Annotated in this window: 18 protein-coding genes; 9 read left to right on the top strand and 9 right to left on the bottom strand. The window is 73.3% G+C overall.

Features of this window, described 5'->3' with window-relative positions; translation table 11 throughout:
- Positions 1-63: 63 nt before the first annotated feature.
- Positions 64-750, bottom strand: a complete 687-nt coding sequence (locus DZA62_RS02295) for an FMN-binding negative transcriptional regulator (RefSeq protein ID WP_116947136.1) — start codon at positions 748-750, stop codon at positions 64-66.
- A gap of 141 nt (positions 751-891) precedes the next feature.
- On the opposite strand from DZA62_RS02295, the gene DZA62_RS02300 reads away from it, so the two are divergent.
- Together DZA62_RS02300 and DZA62_RS35445 are read left to right on the top strand one after the other, a co-directional pair.
- Positions 892-2,475, top strand: a complete 1,584-nt coding sequence (locus tag DZA62_RS02300; RefSeq protein ID WP_116947537.1) for an amidohydrolase — start codon at positions 892-894, stop codon at positions 2,473-2,475.
- A 109-nt stretch (positions 2,476-2,584) separates the two neighbouring features.
- Entirely contained in the window at positions 2,585-2,743 is a 159-nt protein-coding gene (locus tag DZA62_RS35445) for a hypothetical protein (protein ID WP_157987414.1), read from the top strand.
- 66 nt (positions 2,744-2,809) lie between these two features.
- On the opposite strand, the gene DZA62_RS02305 is transcribed toward DZA62_RS35445, so the two are convergent.
- Positions 2,810-3,307 carry a DoxX family protein gene (locus DZA62_RS02305; protein ID WP_116947137.1) on the bottom strand — a complete coding sequence of 166 codons (498 nt, stop codon included), beginning with the start codon at positions 3,305-3,307 and terminating at the stop codon, positions 2,810-2,812.
- Between the two features lie 917 nt (positions 3,308-4,224).
- Positions 4,225-4,386, bottom strand: coding sequence for a hypothetical protein (locus tag DZA62_RS35450; RefSeq protein WP_157987415.1), 162 nt, complete (start codon positions 4,384-4,386; stop codon positions 4,225-4,227).
- A gap of 304 nt (positions 4,387-4,690) precedes the next feature.
- On the opposite strand from DZA62_RS35450, the gene DZA62_RS02310 reads away from it, so the two are divergent.
- The gene (locus DZA62_RS02310; RefSeq protein ID WP_198663333.1) at positions 4,691-6,073 is read left to right on the top strand and encodes a hypothetical protein; all 1,383 of its coding nucleotides are present in this window, start codon (positions 4,691-4,693) and stop codon (positions 6,071-6,073) included.
- The gene (locus DZA62_RS02315) at positions 6,070-6,954 is read left to right on the top strand and encodes a phosphotransferase family protein (protein ID WP_116947138.1); all 885 of its coding nucleotides are present in this window, start codon (positions 6,070-6,072) and stop codon (positions 6,952-6,954) included. Before DZA62_RS02310 ends, DZA62_RS02315 begins: the two co-directional genes overlap by 4 nt.
- A gap of 295 nt (positions 6,955-7,249) precedes the next feature.
- Here the strand turns inward: DZA62_RS02315 and DZA62_RS02320 are convergent, their stop codons facing one another.
- Entirely contained in the window at positions 7,250-8,071 is an 822-nt protein-coding gene (locus DZA62_RS02320) for a DUF427 domain-containing protein (RefSeq protein ID WP_198663334.1), read from the bottom strand.
- 65 nt (positions 8,072-8,136) lie between these two features.
- Here DZA62_RS02320 and DZA62_RS02325 point away from each other — a divergent pair, with 65 nt between their 5' ends.
- Complete coding sequence (locus DZA62_RS02325; protein ID WP_116947140.1) at positions 8,137-9,387, top strand: hypothetical protein; 1,251 nt, start codon at positions 8,137-8,139, stop codon at positions 9,385-9,387.
- Positions 9,388-9,408: 21 nt separating this feature from the next.
- On the opposite strand, the gene DZA62_RS02330 is transcribed toward DZA62_RS02325, so the two are convergent.
- Together DZA62_RS02330 and DZA62_RS02335 are read right to left on the bottom strand one after the other, a co-directional pair.
- Complete coding sequence (locus DZA62_RS02330) at positions 9,409-10,497, bottom strand: endonuclease/exonuclease/phosphatase family protein (protein WP_116947141.1); 1,089 nt, start codon at positions 10,495-10,497, stop codon at positions 9,409-9,411.
- 116 nt (positions 10,498-10,613) lie between these two features.
- A complete protein-coding gene (locus DZA62_RS02335) occupies positions 10,614-11,762 on the bottom strand; it encodes an acetate/propionate family kinase (protein WP_116947142.1) in 1,149 nt (382 codons plus the stop codon).
- 44 nt (positions 11,763-11,806) lie between these two features.
- Between DZA62_RS02335 and DZA62_RS02340 the strand changes: the two genes are divergently transcribed.
- Entirely contained in the window at positions 11,807-12,772 is a 966-nt protein-coding gene (locus DZA62_RS02340; RefSeq protein WP_198663335.1) for an LLM class flavin-dependent oxidoreductase, read from the top strand.
- A 26-nt stretch (positions 12,773-12,798) separates the two neighbouring features.
- Here the strand turns inward: DZA62_RS02340 and pta are convergent, their stop codons facing one another.
- Complete coding sequence (gene pta / locus DZA62_RS02345) at positions 12,799-14,865, bottom strand: phosphate acetyltransferase (protein ID WP_116947143.1); 2,067 nt, start codon at positions 14,863-14,865, stop codon at positions 12,799-12,801.
- A gap of 80 nt (positions 14,866-14,945) precedes the next feature.
- On the opposite strand from pta, the gene DZA62_RS02350 reads away from it, so the two are divergent.
- Positions 14,946-16,100: an adenosine deaminase gene (locus tag DZA62_RS02350; RefSeq protein ID WP_116947144.1), complete on the top strand. Its 1,155-nt coding sequence runs from the start codon at positions 14,946-14,948 to the stop codon at positions 16,098-16,100.
- On the opposite strand, the gene DZA62_RS02355 is transcribed toward DZA62_RS02350, so the two are convergent.
- Both DZA62_RS02355 and DZA62_RS02360 read right to left on the bottom strand, forming a co-directional pair.
- Positions 16,081-16,293, bottom strand: coding sequence for a PspC domain-containing protein (locus DZA62_RS02355; RefSeq protein ID WP_116947145.1), 213 nt, complete (start codon positions 16,291-16,293; stop codon positions 16,081-16,083). The two genes, DZA62_RS02350 and DZA62_RS02355, sit on opposite strands and share 20 nt — an antisense overlap.
- Before the next feature lie 71 nt (positions 16,294-16,364).
- Entirely contained in the window at positions 16,365-16,967 is a 603-nt protein-coding gene (locus DZA62_RS02360) for a uridine kinase family protein (RefSeq protein ID WP_116947146.1), read from the bottom strand.
- A gap of 154 nt (positions 16,968-17,121) precedes the next feature.
- On the opposite strand from DZA62_RS02360, the gene DZA62_RS02365 reads away from it, so the two are divergent.
- Both DZA62_RS02365 and DZA62_RS02370 read left to right on the top strand, forming a co-directional pair.
- Positions 17,122-17,433: a metal-sensitive transcriptional regulator gene (locus DZA62_RS02365; protein ID WP_116947147.1), complete on the top strand. Its 312-nt coding sequence runs from the start codon at positions 17,122-17,124 to the stop codon at positions 17,431-17,433.
- 49 nt (positions 17,434-17,482) lie between these two features.
- Positions 17,483-17,692: a heavy-metal-associated domain-containing protein gene (locus DZA62_RS02370; protein ID WP_116947148.1), complete on the top strand. Its 210-nt coding sequence runs from the start codon at positions 17,483-17,485 to the stop codon at positions 17,690-17,692.
- Positions 17,693-17,702 lie beyond the last annotated feature (10 nt).

Genomic DNA, 17,702 nt, shown 5'->3' on the forward strand with positions numbered 1-17,702 from the left:
TGGGGGTCCAACCGGGTCAGCTTGTCGGCGCGTCGTCGGTGCGGCCGCCGTGACCGCGCTGCGTCAGGTGGTGTCGTCGCCGCCGAGGCGGAGGACGTCGGCCATGAGGGCCGCCACTTCGCGGTCGCGGCCGTGCGTGCTGACGGCCAGGGTCGTCTGCACCCGGCGCTGGGTCTCGACCGGCTTGTTCTGGCTGAGCTTGAACGTGCTGCGGACGTCGTCGGCGGTGAGCTCGAACGCGACGATGCCGGCCAGCAACTGGTCGACGTAGGCCAGTGACGGAGCCGGGTCCCAGCCGGTGCCGGCGTAGGCCTCCGTCGCATCGATGCTGGCCCTGATGATCGCCAGCGCCTCGTCCCGATCGTCGACGACGCGGAGCGGGCCGCTCACGTGCACGGCGGCGTAGTTCCACGTCGGGACGCTCGGACGCCCGCCGTCGTACCAGGTGGGTGACACGTAGCCGTCCGGGCCGAGGAACACCGCCAGCGCCGACCCCGCCGTCCGCAGCGCCGCGCTCTGCGGATTCACCTTCGCCAGATGTCCCACGATCGCCCCGCCGAGCAGCGGCTCGCCGTCCGCCGGCGGACGGCCGTCGGGGCCGGGCCTGCGCAGCATCGGGACGTGCGTCGCCACGGGAGCAGCTGGCGTCGCACCGGCATCGCCGCAGATGATCAGGCCGAACGGGTTCTCGCGGACGAGCCGGCCCTCACGGTCCGGCGAGTCGGCACGGAAGTGCCGAGGCGTGTGCATCGCGGCTCCCAACTGTACTGGTACGGTTGCTGCGACCGTAACGCAACAGTCGGGGAACTGCCAGACTGTGCCAGCGACGGCGGACGACGTGGAGGTGCGGTGGAGCTCGACCTGCTGCTGACCGGCGCCCGGATCGCGACCATGGACCCCGCCCGGCCGAGCGCCTCGCGGCTCGGCGTCTGGCACGGTCGCATCGCCGGCCTGGACGAGGAGGTCGACGGGCTGCGGGCGCGGCGGACCGTCGACCTCGGCGGCGCCACCGTGCTGCCAGGGTTCGTCGACGCGCACAGCCATCTCGCGTGGACCGGCATGGCCGCCACCCTCGTCGACCTGTCCGAGTGCCGCACCCGCGACGCCGTGCTCGACGCCGTCCGCCGGGCCGCCGACGCCGTGCCGGGCGACGGCTGGGTCGATCTCGCCGGCTACGACCAGCGCCCGCTCGGCGCCCACCTGACCCGCGACGATCTCGAGTCGGCCGCGCCGGGCCGCAGGCTCTACATCCGGCACACGTCCGGGCACGCCTGCCTGGTCTCCGACGCCGTTCTGGCCGCCGTCACCGACGACGAGTTCGCGGCGCACACTGCCGGCGTCGTTCGCGACCCGAGCGGCCGGCCGACCGGCCTGCTGGAGGAGGGCGCGATGGCGATCGCCCGCGCCCGCCGGCTCCCGTACACGCTGGACGAGATCGTCACCGCCGTCGAGACCGCCGGGCGTGAATGCCTGGCGCAGGGCATCACGACGGTCGCCGAGGCGGGCATCGTCACCGACCTCGCCGGGTCGTCGCCGGTCGAGCTGGCCGCGTATCAGGTCGCCCGCGAACAGGGCCGGCTGCCGGTCCGCGTCCAGACGATGGTGCCGGCGGCCATGCTGCGGCCGTCGGGCGCCGCGGACGGCGACGGCATCGCGCGCGCGATCGACCTCGGGCTGCGCACCGGACTCGGTGACGACATGCTGTCGATCGGCGCGCTGAAGCTCTGGCTGGACGGCGGCATGATGGCCCGCACCGCGGCGCTGACGGCGCCGTACGTCACACCCGACGGCTCCGACGGCGGCAGCGGCCAGCTCGCTTTCGGCGACGACGAACTCGCGGCGCTGATCCTCGACGCGCACCGGGCCGGCTGGCAACTGGCCATCCACGCCATCGGCGACGCCGCGGTCGACCAGGCGATCGCCGTCGTCGCCGCGGCGCAGTCGGCGCACCCGCGGCCCGGCGCCCGGCACCGGGTCGAGCACTGTGGGTTGGTCCGGCCCGAGCAGCTGCCGCAGCTGGCGGCGGCCGGGCTGACCGCCGTCGTGCAGCCGACGTTCCTCCATGCTTTCGGCGACGACTACTCGACGATCATGGGGCCGGAACGCAGCGGCTGGATGTACCGCGGCCGGTCGTTCCTCGATCACGGTGTCCCCGTCGCGGGCAGCTCCGACCGCCCGGTGGCCGACGGCGCGCCACTGCGGGCCGTGCAGTTCATGGTCGAACGGACCAGCTCCGCCGGCGCCCCCGTCGGCCCCGACGAGGCCGTCACCGTCGACGAGGCACTGGCCGCCTACACCACCGGCAGCGCCTACGCCTGCCGCGTCGACGACGTCGCCGGCAGCTTGGCGCCGGGGAAGCTCGCCGACCTCGTCGTGCTCGGCGCCGACCCGCGCGCCGTCGAGCCGTCGTCCATCGCCGCCATTCCGGTCGTCGCGACGGTGCTCGGCGGCGAGGTCGTCCACGGGTCGATCTGAGGTCCGCTCCGGGTACCCCTTACGGGAGAGCCCCTACGCCCAGCGACGTAGACGACGGTTCGCCACCAGGACCGATGTGCGGGCTCCGTCGGGCTGAGACCGTGGAGTCATGGTGTTCAGGACACTGGCGACGGGCGCGTTCCTCGTCGGCACACCGGCGCCGGGCGAACCCGGCGCGGAGCCGGCGGAGTCGCCGTCGTCGCCGGGTGCGGCCGACGGCGAACGCGAGCCGGACGCCGTCGCGGGAAACAGGCCGACCAGCAGGTAACGGGGACGACGAGAGCGCCGGGCTCGCGGGGGCGAGTCCGGCGCTCTCGCCGGTTTCCGGGATGGGTCAGCGTGCGGTCGGCTCCAGCCGGGCACCGAGGGCCTTGGCGCCGATCACCAGCACCGCCGCGGCCAGGATGATGTCCTTGAAGACGTACTGCGCCTCCAGCGTCGGCGTGCCGTCCGGGAACATGTCGCCGAAGAAGAGCACCAGCGGCGACATCATCCCCAGCAACGACCCGGCCAGCACCACCAGGCCGGTCCGCAGGAACACGCCGGTGATCAGCGTGAGCCCGATGAACGTCTCGATGACGGCCGTCAGCGTGACGGCGGTCTGCCCGTGCACCAGCCCCAGCGTCAGCGCGTCGACGGTCCGCATGACCAGCGGCTCCGCCGGACTCGCGCCGGGGAAGAACTTCAACGCGCCGAACGCCAGGACCACGATGCCGAGGCTGACCTGAAGCGCCTGGATCCCATGCGCCGAGAGCCACCGAGCGGCGACGGCGACCGGGTCACGGCGAGCGGGAACGCCGGTGCTCTGACGGGCGGGGGCTGTGGTGGACATGATCTACCATCCTTCGTAGAGAGGGGTCCGCGGCTTGGACTGTCCTTCTCGGCGGACCGCCGGAGTTGCCGCTCCGGCGGTCCTTCACCGACTCCGTTCGGGAGTGGGTTCACGCTACGAAGGGCCCACCTGCTCGCACGTCGGCTTGCGGGCGTATCTCGCGCCTACGATCCGCGACGTACGGGGGAGCGGTGATCCCCCAGGGGAGTGCCGCCAGGTGGGCATCGGCGGCTGCGGGGCCAGGGTGCGTGCGACGCGCGGCGGGCTCGGGTCGACGGCGTGCGTGGTCGGCTCGGGCGGGTGGGTCCGCGTGGGATGGGCGCGCGTGGCCGGCTGGCGACCTGGGCTGCGGGGACCTCGGGCGGCTCGGCCACGCGACGCTGATCGGTCGTCGAGGGCAGGTCTGAGCCGGCCGATGCGCCGTCAGGCGATGCTGCGCTCTCATGCACGGCGTGGTTGCCCGGGGCCGACCTGACGCACGCCACGTCCATGATCGTCCAGGATCTGTGGCGTCCCAGCACCACCGATCCTGGACGACTCCGGGCGGTGAGGTGGTCCGGAACGAAGGCGGGTCACGGCGGGCGCCGGGCTGTGCGGCGTGACGCCGGGCCCGTCGGCGCACCGCGCGGCAAGGAGCCCTCGGCACACGGAGGCCGGGGGATCCGGGCGCTGCCTTCGCCCGGATCCCCCGGCCATTTCCCCGTGATCCCCGTCGTGCGGGTCGAGAGGGTGTTCACCGGACTCCGGCGGCACACCCGAACGCACTAACGCCGCATCATCCGAACGGCCGACTGGACTTTCGGCCATTCGCCACTTGTTCGCCGAATCGCACCCGTGTCATTCTCCACTGGAGCCTCGACTGCCGGAACAATTCGGACGAATCACACTATTGCCCGGCTGGCGCCGCCACCGTCATTTCAGTCGCCGGCCGCGTCGGGGAAGACCGCCGGCAGTCGCCCGGCCGAGCCGTCCGGGGCGAGCGGGACAATGCGCCGTCCCTCGCGGCGGATTGGGCGCGCCTCCCAGGCGTGGTCGGCGACGTTCCAGGTCAGGACGTACTCCGTGTCGCGGTGCAGCATCGGCCTCAACCCTCCGAGTCCCCCTTGCGGTCCCCCGGGCGTTCGCGGCGGGTTGCCGGGTTCGGGGTGGTCTCCCCGGCAACCCGCCTCGAGTCACGGCATCCATGAGCGGTGTCGAATCGGGAGAAAAGGCACCGGCCATGACTCGTGTTTCGATCATTTCGCCGGAATTGGGTGATCAGTAGGGTATCGAGGTGGGATCATATGGGGGAGGCGAGTAGGGAGGGTTCGGGAATCTCCGGATCACCTGACAGCAATACGCCGAGAATGTCATTATGTTCCTCCTCACGTACGTGGAGACATCGTGCGCGAACCCAACGAGCACCTGCGACTGGCCCGCGAGAGCACGCCGTCGGCCGACGTGCCGGGGGTGGCGATGTCTCGTCAGGAGCTGGCCGACCGCGTCAACGCCTACCTCTTCGACCACACCGGCCGGCTGCACGAGCTGGACGACAACTACGTCGGCAAGCTCGAACGCGGCATCATCCGCTGGCCCCAGGCCGCTTACCGTGAGGCCCTGCGCGTCGTCCTGGGCGCGGCGGCCGACGGCGACCTCGGCTTCGTCAACACCCGCCGGCTGCAGGTCGCCCCGGCCGTCCGGCAGGAAGCACCACTCGCCGACCCGCATCCCGCGCCCGCCCTCGAACCGGTGGGCGGTGAGCCGGACGTGAGGCGGCAGGAGTTCCTTCGCGCGGCCTTCGTCGGTGTCGGCGGCCTGCTGGCATCGCCGTCCACGCTGCTGGACCTGCTGGCGCCGCTGCGGCCGAGCGATGCGCCGAAGCGGGTCGGTCGCGGCGAGATCGAGCAGGTCCGCGGCGCCGCCGACCTGCTGGTCAGCTGGGGGCACAGCCACGGCGGGGCGGGCGTGCGCGAGGCGGCGAACGCCCAGCTGCGCTGGTTCGGCCAGCTGCTGAACGCGCAGGCGACGCCCGAGGTGCGGGTCGAGCTGCACGAGGCGGTCGGGCTGCTCGGCCACGCCACGGCGCACATGGCCTTCGACGCGTGCGCCTACGACGACGCGCGGCAGATCTTCAAGTTCGCGCTGGCCTGCTCCGAAGAGGTCGGCAGCTGGCACCTGCGGGCGAAGGTGCTGTCGTCGCTGGCGCGGCAGGAGATCTGGCGCGGCGAACCCGACGCCGGCCTGACGTACGCGGAGCTGGCGCTGGTCCGGTCCGACCGCCTGACCGCCACGGAACAGGCCATGCTGCACACGGCGAGGGCCCGCGCGCTGGCGAAGCTCGGCCGCCACCAGGACACCCTGCGCGCCGTCGGGCAGGCCGACGAGGCGTTCGCGCACACCGACCCGGCCGGCGACCCGCCGTGGATGGGTTACTACGACGCCGCCCAGCACGCCGGCGACACCGGGCACGCGCTGTTCGACCTGACGGTGCAGGGCCACGGCACCGAGGCCGCGGCCCGCCTGCTCACCGCCGTCGACGGTCACACCGCCGGCTACGCGCGCTCCCGGGCGATGTCGCAGACCAAGCTCGCGTCGTTGACGATGGCCGTCGGCGACCCGGGCGAGGCGGCCCGCATCGGGCTGGCCGCCGTCGCCGACGCCGGACGGCTGCGCTCGCGCCGGGCCGCGATGGACCTCGCCGAACTGCGCACGTACGCCGGCCGGCACGCCGGCGTCCCTGAGGTGGCCGAGCTGCGGCATCGGCTCACCACCGCACTGGCGTCGTGACGGCCGACGACACCCACCGCGTTCTGCACCACGCCTGCCGCCGCGCCGGACTCGACCCGGCGCGGGCCGAGCTGATCCGTCGCGCCGAGAACTCCGTCTACCGGCTGCCGGGCGCTGTCATCGCCCGCGTCGGACGATCCGGCCAGACCGCCGCCGCCGGCAAGGAGGTCCGCGTCGCCCGCTGGCTGGAGCGGTCCGGGCTGGCCGCGGTCCGCGCCCTTCCCGACGTCGAGCAGCCGGTCGACGTCGAGGGCGTCCCGGTCACGTTCTGGCGGGCGCTCCCGCCGCACCAGGAGGCCGCGGAGCGTCAGCTGGCCGGCGTCCTGCGGCGGCTGCACGAGCTGGATCCGCCGGGCGAGTTCGCTCTGCCGGAGCTGGCGCCGTTCGTGCGGATCCGCGACCGGATCGAGGCGGCGCCGACGACGTCCGCGGCGGACCGCGCGTGGCTGCTCGGGTACCTCACCGAGCTCGAGGCGCGCCATGCCGAACTGCCGGTCGGCCGCACCGCCGGCGTCGTGCACGGCGACGCGTGGGCGGGGAACGTGGTGGCCGACGACGACGGCACGGTCTGGCTGCTGGACCTGGAGCGGTTCTCCGTCGGCCCGCCGGAGTGGGACCTCGTGTCGACGGCGGTCCGGCTGACGTCGTTCGGGACGCTCGACACCGCCGGGTACGGCGAGTTCTGCGCCGCCTACGGCTACGACGTCATCGGCTGGGCGGGCTACGAGACGCTGCGCGACATCCGCGAGCTGCGCGCCTGCTCGTACATGTTGCAGCACGCCGGCCGCAGCGGGGCGGCGCAGGCCGAGGCCGCGCGGCGGGTCGCCTGCCTGCGCGGCCGGTCCGGCGACCGGCCATGGCGCTGGCGCCGCATCGTCTGACTCGCCGCCCCGCCGCGCCCTCCCTCCAAAGTTGATCTTGGAGTTGTTCGGCCTTCGCGGGGGATATGTCCGATAGATGGCCGAAGAACTCCAAGATCAACTTGGTGGCGGTGACGGGGGAATGCTGTGGGATTGCTGCGCCGACGATGTGAGCTCACGTTGCCAGGGCGACAGTGGTGCCACGCGGATCCTGCAGCGAACTCACACCGTCCCTACGCGCCCTTACCCGGGCGCGGGTCGCGGTACTTCATCGAGGCGTGCGCGGCGGCACTCGGAGGCGGCGCGACCGCGACGCTCAGGACCACGGCGACACCGGCCGGGGCCGTGGCTTGCCGTCGACGGTGACGTCGACCCTCTCGTCGAAGAACGCGATGCGGTCCGTCACCTCGACGCCGTCGGACAGCGGCTGCTCGATGCTCCATGCGAGGTTCCGGAGCAGCTGGTCGTCGACGTGCGCCGACCAGTACCGCGCGGGTCCCTTGTACGCGCACGTGCTGGTGGTGTCGCTCGGCACCAGCGCGTCCTGGCGCACGTCCTCGCGCGGGAAGTAGGTCCGCGTCGGCAGGTGGGTCTCGAACAGGAGCCTCGCCCGCGTCGAGTCGGCCAGCACGACGCCGTCGACGGCGACCGTGACGCGCCGGCTGGTGGAGCGCACATCGATGCGCTTGAACGGGTCGCGGGTGTGGCCGAAGACCTGGTCGTCCTCCTCGAACCACTGGTCGAACGCCCCGAAATCGAGGACGACGTAGCCGGCGAGGTCGGGGTCGTCGGGCCGGAAGCCGGCGCCGTCGAGCACGCGTGACCCACGGCGCAGCGACAGCGACTCGCCCGGGGTCGTGCGCACGGAGAACGGCGAGCGCGGGTCGAGCGCCGTCGGCCCACCGGCGTCCACGCGGACGGGGTGCGCCGTCGCCGCCGGCGCGGGTCCGGCAGGCAGCAGCGCGGCGTCGAGGTCGGACTCGGGGACGGCGTATCCCGGCACGATGCGGCCCGGCTCCCACACCACCATGGCGGCGTTGGTGTCGGCCCAGGTCTCGCCGCCGGCGACGGCCCGCACGCGCTTCGGGGACGGCTCGAACCGCAGCTCCGGCAGCGCCCCCATGACCAGTGCACTCATCCTGACGGCCATGCCTCACTATCGGCGCGCGAGAATGGCTGCGTCAACGAGGGAGGGGATCGGGCGTGGCGGAGAAGCTGACCGAGCAGGTGTCGACGGCGGCGGGGCTGGGCGCGCTGGCGGGCGCGGCGCTGGAGGCCGGACGGGGGAAGCGCGCGGTCGCGTTCGGCGCGGTGGCAGGCGCCGCCGTGCTCGCCGCGTCGGAGTACGTGGCACGACGGCGGCAGCGGCCGGACGAGATCCCCGCGCTGCCGCACCGCATCCTGGCCAGCGGCGCCGTCGCCGCGCCCCTGGGCTGGGCGGCCGGTGCGCTGACCCGGCAGCCGGCGACCCGGGTCGCGGTGGCGGCCGGCGGGGTGGCCGGTGGGCTGGGGGTGCGGCCGCAGAAGGTCGCGCTCGGCCCGGCGGTCGGTCTCGCGGTGCGCCCGGTCGTCGCGGGGAGCACACCGGCGCGGGCCGCCGCCGTCGCCGTCGTCGCCTACCGCATGGCCGCGGCCGCGTTGTTCCGCGACCCGCAGGTGTCGCTGCTGGCCGAGCGGGCCGCGCCCGAGGACCTCCCGTACGTGGTGCCGCTGGCGGCCCAGGGCGGCTACGTCGGCACCGATTTCGTCCGCACGCTGGCCACCGAGCTCGACGGCGAGTACATCCGCGACGCCGCCGACGTCGGCATCGTCGCGTCGCTGGACGAGCTGGTCGGCGGCGACTTCTACCCCGCCGCCGTCGATCCGCTGGTGCGTGAGTTCTACGAGCACACGACCCGGTTCGCGCTCGACATCGTGCCGGAGTGGCGCGCCTGGGTGCGGCCGGGCTATCTGCTGTACCGGACGGCCCTGGCGCGGCCGCTCGGCCAGGCCAACGTGCCGATGAACCAGCGCCAGGCCCAGCGCGGCGTCGTCAGCCGCATCGACACCGTCGACCAGCCCGACGGCACCCGGGTGCGCGGCTGGATCCGTTCCTACGCCGACGACGACGAGCCGATCTACGTCGGCATCTACACGACCTACCGCCGCGACGGCCGCGGCTACGTCAGCGTCGGCTTCCCGCTGCCCGGCGGCAGCTTCACCGCGACGCTGGAGCCGCGGCTGCGCCCGGGCGGCGGGCTGACGCTGACCAGCCGCGGCACCCACGCCGACGCGGGCCACTATCTCTCCTTCGTCGACCCCGGCACCGGCGAGCTGACGACGCTCGCGGTGCCCGGGTTCGGCGAGGAGCTGCAGGTCTGGTCCGACGGCGGCGAACTGCGCGCCGACCACGCGTTCTCGCTGTTCGGGCTGCCGTTCCTGGTGCTGCGCTACCGCATCCGCCGCAAGCCCTGATGATGGCGGGCTGGGGCCGCCTCAGCGGGTGAAGCGGAGCTTCGCGACCAGGCCGGCGTGGTCGGACGGCCAGAAGCCGGTCGGTGCGGAGCGGTCGGCCTCCTCGTCGCCGATGATCTCGGTGGCGACGGCGCGGACCCCGGCGCCGGCGAGGACGTAGTCGATGCGGCTGCGCAGCCGGTTCTCGTCCAGCAGCGTCGCGGACTGACCGGCCGTGAAGCCGGTCGCCGGGTCGCCGCCGGTGGCGAGCCAGGCGTCGGTGAGGCCCGTGCCGGTGAGGATGCCGTACGCGCCCGCGGTGTCGTTCGGCCGCGAGTTCAGGTCACCCACCAGTACGGTGCGCAGCGGCGACGCGTCGAGCCGGCCGGCCAGCTCGGTGGCCTGCGCGTTGCGGATGACGGCCGGGCCGGACGCCTCCAGGTGCGTGTTCGCGAACCGGAACGACGCGCCGAGCAGCCGGACGTCGACGGTGGACCAGCCGCGCGGCGACTGGAACGTCAGCCCCGGGATGGCCGTCGGGATCTCCAGGACGGCGTTGTACGTGCCGGACTGCGGGTTCGTCACCCGCAGCAGCGCCCGCGGCAGGTCGGCGCGGACGATGATGACGTCGCGGTCGCGGAACCGGGCCTGCTCCGTCGCCGAGATCGGCAGCGTGCCGTCGAAGTTCCAGTTCGTCGCGACGGCGCGGTACGGGTGGCCGCGCTCGGCCAGCTCGTCCAGCAGGAGGTCGAGGAAGTCGTACGTGACCTGCAGCTGGCCGCCGAGCGGGCCCTTCTCCCACAGCGCGACCTCCTGCAGGCCGATCACCTCGGGCTCGTGGCCGGCGATCTGGTCGGCGATCGCGCCGGCCCGCTCCGTGAAGTCCGTGGCCTCGACGCCGGCGTAGACCTCGCCGGCCAGCCGGACCAGCTCCTGCGGGTTGGTCGCGGTGAACAGCGGGTCCAGCGTGGCGCCCAGGTAGACGTTGTAGGTGGCGACGTCGGCGGAGAGCAGCGGTGGCAGGTCGCCGTCGGCGCCGGCCGAGGCCGACGCGCCCGAGGCCGGGGCGAGCGAGAGCGCGGTGGCCGCGAGCGCGGTGGCGAGCGCGGCGCGGCGGGTGATCCGGGGCATGGTGGTCCTTCCGTGTCACGGGTGGTCACCGATGATGACGCGCCATGCCGCCGATACGTTGCCTGGATCCAGGTGAGATCGTCAGATTCCCGGCACCCGGCCCGGGAGGCGCCGCTTCAGGACGAGGGCGCGGTGACCAGGTCGGACGCCTGCCGGGCGATCTCCAGCTCCTCGTTGGTGGGGATGACGAGAACGGTGACGTCGGCCTCGTCGGGGGAGATGATCTGCGCGCGGCTGCCGGCGAAGGAGTTGCGGACGTGGTCGACCTCGACGCCGAGGTGGCGCAGCCCGCCGAGCGAGTGCGAGCGCACCCACGAGTCGTTCTCGCCGACGCCCGCGGTGAAGACGATGGCGTGCGTCCGGCCGAGCACCGCGAGATAGGCGCCGACGTAGTGCCGGATCCGGTAGCAGTAGAGCTCCCGCGCCAGTTGCGCCGCGGCGTCGCCGGCCTTCGCGAGTCGGTGCACCTCGCGCAGGTCGTTCGCCCCGGCCAGGCCCAGCAGCCCGCTGGACCGGTTGACCAGCCGGTCGAGGTCGTCGACGGAGAGTCCGGCCTCGCGGTGCAGGTAGAGCAGCGCGCCCGGGTCGATGTCGCCGGTCCGGGTGCCCATGACCAGGCCCTCGAGCGGCGTCATGCCCATCGATGTGTCGACGGAGCGGCCGCCGCGCACCGCCGTGGCCGACGCGCCGTTGCCGAGGTGGAGGACGACCAGGTTGGTGTCGGCCGGGTCGCGGTCCAGCAGCCGCGCCGCCGCCCGGCTCACGTACGACACCGACGTGCCGTGGAAGCCGTAGCGGCGCACGCCGTACCGGGCGGCGAGGTCGCGGTCCAGGGCGTACGTGTACGCGGCCGGCGGCAGCGTCTGGTGGAAGGCGGTGTCGAAGACGGCGACGTGCGGGACGTCGGGCAGCTCGCGCCGAGCCAGCCGCAACGCCGTCAGTCCCGGCGGGTTGTGCAGCGGCGCGAGCGGCGACAGGTCCTCGATGACCCGCTCGACGTCGTCGTCGACGAGCGTCGGCTCGGCGAACTTGTCGCCGCCGTGCACGATGCGGTGCCCGACCGCGGCCAGCCCCAGGCCGGCGAGCGGCCCGCACTCGCGCTCCAGCTCGTCGATGATCCGGCGCAGCGCGACGGCGTGGTCCGCGACCCCGTCGTCCTCGCCGATGCGTTCGACGATGCCCTTCGCCAGGCGCGTCGGACCGGCCGGATCGATCAGCTGGTACTTGATGGACGACGATCCGCAGTTGAGCACGAGGACGGTCATCGGGAGAGTCCGTTCCTGTCGGAGGGTGCCGTTACTGTGCGGCCATGACCAACCGCCTGCAGGTCGGAATGAGCTTCGACCGATCCTTCCCGCCCGCCTTCGTCACCGAGGCCGCCCGTGCGCTCGAAGCCGGCGGCGCCCAGCAGCTCTGGGTCATCGAAGACTGCTTCTTCACCGCAGGCCCGAGCCTGGCGGCCGCCGCGCTGTCGGTCACCGAGCAGCTGACGGTGGGGGTGGGCATCCTGCCTGCGGTCGCCCGCACCGCTGCGGTCACGGCCATGGAGATCGCGACGCTGTGCGGGCTCGGACCCGGCCGGGTGCTGCCCGGCATCGGGCACGGGGTGCAGTCGTGGATGGCGCAGATGGGCGTGCGGCCGGTGTCGCCGCTCACCGCACTGGACGAGGTCATGGTCGCGGTCACGCGTCTGCTGGCGGGTGAAGAGGTCACCAGCCACGGCCACTACGTCGACCTCGACGCCGTCCGGCTCGAGCACCCTCCGGCCGACCCTCCGCCGCTGCTGGCCGGCGTGTTCGGACCGAAGTCGCTGGCGCTGGCCGGTCGCGTCGCGGGCGGGCTGGTGCTGGCCGAGCCGGCCAGCCCGTCCTACGTGCGATGGTCGCTCGAGCAGGCCGGCCGCCGTCCCGGCGATCCCGGCTTCCACGTCGCGGTCTTCGGCATCCTCTGCGTGAAGAACGACCGCGCCGAGGCCTACCGCACCATGGCGCCGTGGCTGGGCCGCCAGCTCGACGAGCCGCGCACCACGCTCACCACGCTGCCGTTCTTCGACGACCTCGCCGCCCGCTACGCCCAGAAGGGGCTCGACGGCCTGGCCACCATGCCGGCGCAGTGGTGGACGGAGCTCGCGCCGGTCGGCACGCTCGACGACGCCGCCGCGCACCTGAAGGCGCTCGAGGACGCCGGCGTGCAGAGCCTCGGCATGTTCACCGTGCCCGACGTCGAGGTCGCGCGGACCCAGCTGGCCGACGTCGTCGAGCTGGCCCGGCGCTAGTCCGGCCGCCCACCCACCGGGCGCGCTCACGAGGCCTCCGCCGACTGCGCCTGGATCGCGGTGATCGCGATCGTGTTGACGATGTCGCGGACCAGCGCGCCGCGCGACAGGTCGTTCACCGGTTTGCGCAGGCCCTGCAGCACCGGGCCGACCGCCACGGCGCCGGCGCTGCGCTGCACGGCCTTGTAGGTGTTGTTGCCGGTGTTGAGGTCGGGGAAGACGAACACCGTGGCCCGGCCGGCCACCTCGCTGCCGGGCAGCTTGGCCCGGGCCACGCTGGCGTCGACGGCGGCGTCGTACTGAATCGGTCCCTCGACCTCGAGGTCGGGCCGGCGATCACGGACCAGCGACGTCGCGGTGCGCACCTTGTCGACGTCGGAGCCGGTGCCGGACTCGCCGGTCGAGTACGACAGCATCGCGATCCGCGGCGCCACGCCGAAGCGCGCCGCCGTCTCCGCCGACGAGATCGCGATGTCGGCCAGCTGTTCGGCGGTCGGGTCGGGATTGACGGCGCAGTCGCCGTAGACGAGCACGCGGTCGCGCAGGCACATGAAGAACACGCTGGACACGATCGAGACCCCTGGCAGCGTCTTGATCACCTCGAACGCCGGCCTGATGGTGTGCGCCGTCGTGTGCGCCGCGCCCGACACCATGCCGTCGGCGAGGCCGAGCTGCACCATCATCGTGCCGAAGTAGGAGACGTCGGCGACCTGGTCCCAGGCGGCCTCCTGGGTGACGCCGCGGTGGGCGCGCAGCCGGGCGTACTCGTGGGCGAACCGGCCGCGCAGCTCGCTCTCACGCGGGTCGACGATCTGGGCGGCGCCGATGTCGACGCCGACGCGGTCGGCCGCGGCGGCGACCTCGGCCGGCGAGCCGAGCAGGGTGAGGTCGGCGATGCCTCGGCGCAGGACGGTGTCGGCGGCGCGCAGGATGCGCTCCTCGGTGCCCTCGGGTAGCACGATGTGCCGCATCGACGAGCGGGCGCGGTCGACGAGGTCGTGCTCGAACATCAGCGGCGTGACGGCGCCGCTGCGGGTGACGTCGAGGCGGTCGAGCAGGTCGCCGGCGTCGACGTGGCGGTCGAACAGCGCCAGCGCGGTCTGCACCTTGCGGGTCGCGTCGTAGGTCAGCCGGCCCCGGACGGCGGCCAGCGCCGTCGCGGTGCCGAACGTGTCGCCGGGCGCGGTCACGATCGGCAGCCCGACGTCGAGGCCGTCGATCAGCTGGACGATCTGCGACGGCAGCTCGAACCCGCCGTTCAGGACCACGCCGGCGAGCGTCGGGAACGTCTTCGCCGCATGGGCCGCCACCACGCCGAGCAGCACGTCGGTGCGGTCGCCGGGGGTGATGACGACGGCGTCGTCGAACAGCCGGTCCAGCACGTGCGGCAGCGTCATGCCGGCGACGACCAGCCCGCCGACCTCGCGGCCCAGCCGGGTCGCGTCGCCGCGGAACAGCTCGCCGCCGGCCGCGGCGACGAGGTCGCCCATCGTCGGCGCCGACAGCAGCGGCTCCTCGGGCAGTGCGTACGCCGGCCCGAGCTCGCTGAGCGCCTCGCGCGCGTCGTCGAGAGCATCGGGCAGGACGCGGTTGGCCACCAGCGCGGCCAGCGCGCCGTAGTTCGCGGTCAGCTCGGCGGTGGCCAGCTCGGCCACGGCGCGCAGATCGGCCGGCGAGCGGTCGTGCCCGTTGAGCACCAGCACGACCGGAGCGCCGAGGTTCGCCGCCACCCGCGCGTTGAACGAGAACTCCGTCGGGCTGTCGACGTCGGTGTAGTCGCTGCCGACCACCACGACCGCCTCGCACTGCGCGGCGACCTCGCGGTACCGGCCGAGGATGATGCTCATGGCGGCGTCGGGGTCGGCGTGGACGTCCTCGTAGGTGACGCCGGCGCACACGTCGTACGGCAGGTCGACGCCGTCGTGCTCGAGTAGCAGCTCCAGGACGTAGTCGGGCTGGGCGCCGGAGCGGACGACCGGGCGGAACACGCCGACCCGGCCCAGCCGGCGGGTGAGCGCCTCCAGCGCGCCGAGCGCGACCGTCGACTTCCCGGTCTCGCCCGTCACCGATGCCACGTAGACGCTGCGAGCCACTCCGTGAGGCTATATCCCCTCGGTGCACGGCGTGCGGCGCTCGGCCCGGCGAGTCACGACCCGCGGGGTAGGTTCGGAGCATGCGACCGACCGACGCCGAGATCCTGGCCGCGCCGAAGGTGCTGCTGCACGACCACCTCGACGGCGGGCTACGACCGGGCACCGTCCTCGAACTCGCGGCGGGCATCGGGCACGACCTGCCGGCCGGCGACGAGGACGCCCTGGGGCAGTGGTTCACCGACGCCGCCGACTCCGGGTCGCTGGAGCGGTACCTGGCGACGTTCGAGCACACGGTCGCGGTCATGCAGACGCACGACGCGCTGGTGCGGGTGGCCGCCGAGTGCGCCGAGGACCTCGCCGCCGACGGCGTCGTCTACGCCGAGGTGCGCTACGCGCCCGAACAGCACCTCGGCGGCGGCCTGTCGCTGGACGACGTCGTCGCGGCCGTCGAGGAGGGGTTCCGGCTGGGCGAGTCGCGGGCGGCCGCGGCGGGCCGGCCGATCCGCATCGCGACGCTGCTGACGGCCATGCGCCATGCCGCCCGGTCGCGCGAGATCGCCGACCTGGCGGTCAAGAACCGCGAGGCCGGCGTCGTCGGCTTCGACATCGCCGGCGCCGAGGCGGGCTTCCCGCCCACCCGCCACCTCGACGCGTTCGAGTACCTGCGCCGCGAGAACGCGCACTTCACCATCCACGCCGGTGAGGCGTTCGGGCTGCCGTCCATCTGGGAGGCGCTGCAGTGGTGCGGCGCCGACCGCCTCGGTCACGGCGTGCGCATCATCGACGACGTCGAGGTGCGGCCCGACGGCACGGTCGCGCTGGGCCGGCTGGCGGCGTACGTCCGCGACAAGCGGATCCCGCTGGAGCTGTGCCCGTCGTCGAACATCCAGACCGGGGCCGCCGGCTCCATCGCCGAGCATCCGATCGGACTGCTGGCGCGGCTGCGGTTCCGGGTCACCGTCAACACCGACAACCGGCTGATGAGCGGGACCTCGATGTCCCGCGAGTTCGCCCTGCTGGCCGACGCGTTCGGCTACGACCTGCCGGACTTCGAGTGGTTCACGGTCAATGCGCTGAAGAGCGCCTTCATCCCGTTCGACCAGCGGCTCGCGCTGATCAACGACGTCGTCAAGCCCGGCTACTCCGCACTGGGCGCCCAGCGGGCGTTCGACCGCGTCCGGACAGCGGGCACGGCCGCGGCGACGACGGAACGGCTCAGCCCTCGCTCGGCATGATGATCCACAGCGCCAGGTAGACCAGCACCTGCGGGCCGGGCAGCAGGCAGGACAGCAGGAAGAGGATCCGCACGGTGCGGGTCTTCATGCCGAACCGCCGGGCCAGTCCGGCGCACACGCCGGCGATCATGCGGTTGCCGGTCGGGCGGACCAGGCCGCCGCGGGCCTCGGAGTAATAGCTGCTTGTGCTCATACCTCAACGGTAGGTGCGCGGGACCCTCCGCGGCGTCCGTCTCGCGGATGGTCCGACCCGGAGGTCGCAGGTCAGGGCATCCCGGAGGGCGCCTCGGCGGCACCCCGGAGAGCGTCCCGGACCTGCTGTGCATCGGCCGGCCGGGCGCCGAGTCCGCGCTGCCGGTCGACGATGGCCCGCTCGGTGCGCATGAGCGTGCGGCCGCGGCGCAGCAGCGTCAGCGGCGGCTTGCGGTGCTCGGCGAGGTCGCGGGCGAGCCGGCGCAGGAAGTTCTTCCACGGCTTGCGGTGCAGCACGATGGCGTCGGCCAGGACTCCCCGGGCCCGGCACTCGTCGACGATCTCGGCCGCGAACAGCCCTTCGGCGACGAACACCGGCGCGGCGCCGACGGTGAACAGTTCGGTGCCGACGGTGCGGTCGTGCGCGATGTCGTAGACCGGGATCTGCGCGCTGCCGGTGCGGCACAGCTGGACCAGCGTGTCGACGGCGCGCTCGGCGTCCCAGGAGCGCGGGTCGTCCCAGTCGACGATGCCCAGGTCCGGGTCGCGTGGCATGCCGGGATCGTCGCCGTCGCGGTAGAAGTGGTCGAGGTTGAGCACCGGCAGGCCGCTCTCGTGGGCCAGCCGGGACTTGCCGCTGCCCGACGGGCCGGCGAGGAGAACGACACGGTGCACGGACGCACAGTCTGTCACGGCCGCGTCGGCCGGCCGCCGTCCCGGCGTCGCCGGTGGACATACCCTAGGGGGGTAGTGTATGAATGTGTCAGACGTCGATACGGCACCTGGGTACCGTGTACGGGACGGATCGGCGTCGACGCGAGGAGGACACATGACCGAGACACCCGACGAGGGCCACGGCCACCACGGCTACATCCACCGCAAGGACGACTACCTCAAGCGGCTCACCCGCATCGAGGGTCAGGCGCGGGGGCTGCAGCGCATGGTCGCCGAGGAGAAGTACTGCATCGACATCCTCACGCAGGTCTCGGCCATGACGAAGGCGCTGGAGTCGGTCGCTCTCGGGCTGCTCGAGGAGCACCTGGCCCACTGCGTCGTCGAGGCCGCCCGCCAGGGCGGTCCGGAGGCCGACGCCAAGGTCAAGGAGGCGTCCGACGCCATCGCCCGGCTGGTCCGGTCCTGACTCGCGCCGTCCACGCCCCACCGTTCTAGGCACCAGGGAAGGCATCGCCATGACCACGTCCACTTTCACCGTCGTCGGCATGACCTGCGATCACTGCGCCGGCTCGGTCCGCGAGGAGCTGGGCCGTCTCGACGGCGTCAGCGAGGTGAGCGTCGACCTCGCCACCGGCAGTGTCGACGTCACCAGCGCCACGCCGCTGAGCTCCGACGACGTCAAGGTCGCGGTCGAAGAGGCCGGCTACGAGCTCGCCGGTTCCTGATCCCCTTCCC

It is taken from the genome of Jiangella endophytica, assembly GCF_003427025.1.
Lineage (GTDB): Bacteria > Actinomycetota > Actinomycetes > Jiangellales > Jiangellaceae > Jiangella > Jiangella endophytica.

Excerpts from the sequence above, each read along its gene's own strand:
- DZA62_RS02295 (WP_116947136.1), bottom strand. The coding sequence starts at position 750 with ATGCACACGCCTCGGCACTTCCGTGCCGACTCGCCGGACCGTGAGGGC.
- DZA62_RS02300 (WP_116947537.1), top strand. The coding sequence starts at position 892 with ATGGACCCCGCCCGGCCGAGCGCCTCGCGGCTCGGCGTCTGGCACGGT.
- DZA62_RS35445 (WP_157987414.1), top strand. The coding sequence starts at position 2,585 with ATGGTGTTCAGGACACTGGCGACGGGCGCGTTCCTCGTCGGCACACCG.
- DZA62_RS02305 (WP_116947137.1), bottom strand. The coding sequence starts at position 3,307 with ATGTCCACCACAGCCCCCGCCCGTCAGAGCACCGGCGTTCCCGCTCGC.
- DZA62_RS35450 (WP_157987415.1), bottom strand. The coding sequence starts at position 4,386 with ATGCTGCACCGCGACACGGAGTACGTCCTGACCTGGAACGTCGCCGAC.
- DZA62_RS02320 (WP_198663334.1), bottom strand. The coding sequence starts at position 8,071 with ATGAGTGCACTGGTCATGGGGGCGCTGCCGGAGCTGCGGTTCGAGCCG.
- DZA62_RS02330 (WP_116947141.1), bottom strand. The coding sequence starts at position 10,497 with ATGCCCCGGATCACCCGCCGCGCCGCGCTCGCCACCGCGCTCGCGGCC.
- DZA62_RS02335 (WP_116947142.1), bottom strand. The coding sequence starts at position 11,762 with ATGACCGTCCTCGTGCTCAACTGCGGATCGTCGTCCATCAAGTACCAG.
- DZA62_RS02340 (WP_198663335.1), top strand. The coding sequence starts at position 11,807 with ATGACCAACCGCCTGCAGGTCGGAATGAGCTTCGACCGATCCTTCCCG.
- DZA62_RS02350 (WP_116947144.1), top strand. The coding sequence starts at position 14,946 with ATGCGACCGACCGACGCCGAGATCCTGGCCGCGCCGAAGGTGCTGCTG.
- DZA62_RS02355 (WP_116947145.1), bottom strand. The coding sequence starts at position 16,293 with ATGAGCACAAGCAGCTATTACTCCGAGGCCCGCGGCGGCCTGGTCCGC.
- DZA62_RS02365 (WP_116947147.1), top strand. The coding sequence starts at position 17,122 with ATGACCGAGACACCCGACGAGGGCCACGGCCACCACGGCTACATCCAC.
- DZA62_RS02370 (WP_116947148.1), top strand. The coding sequence starts at position 17,483 with ATGACCACGTCCACTTTCACCGTCGTCGGCATGACCTGCGATCACTGC.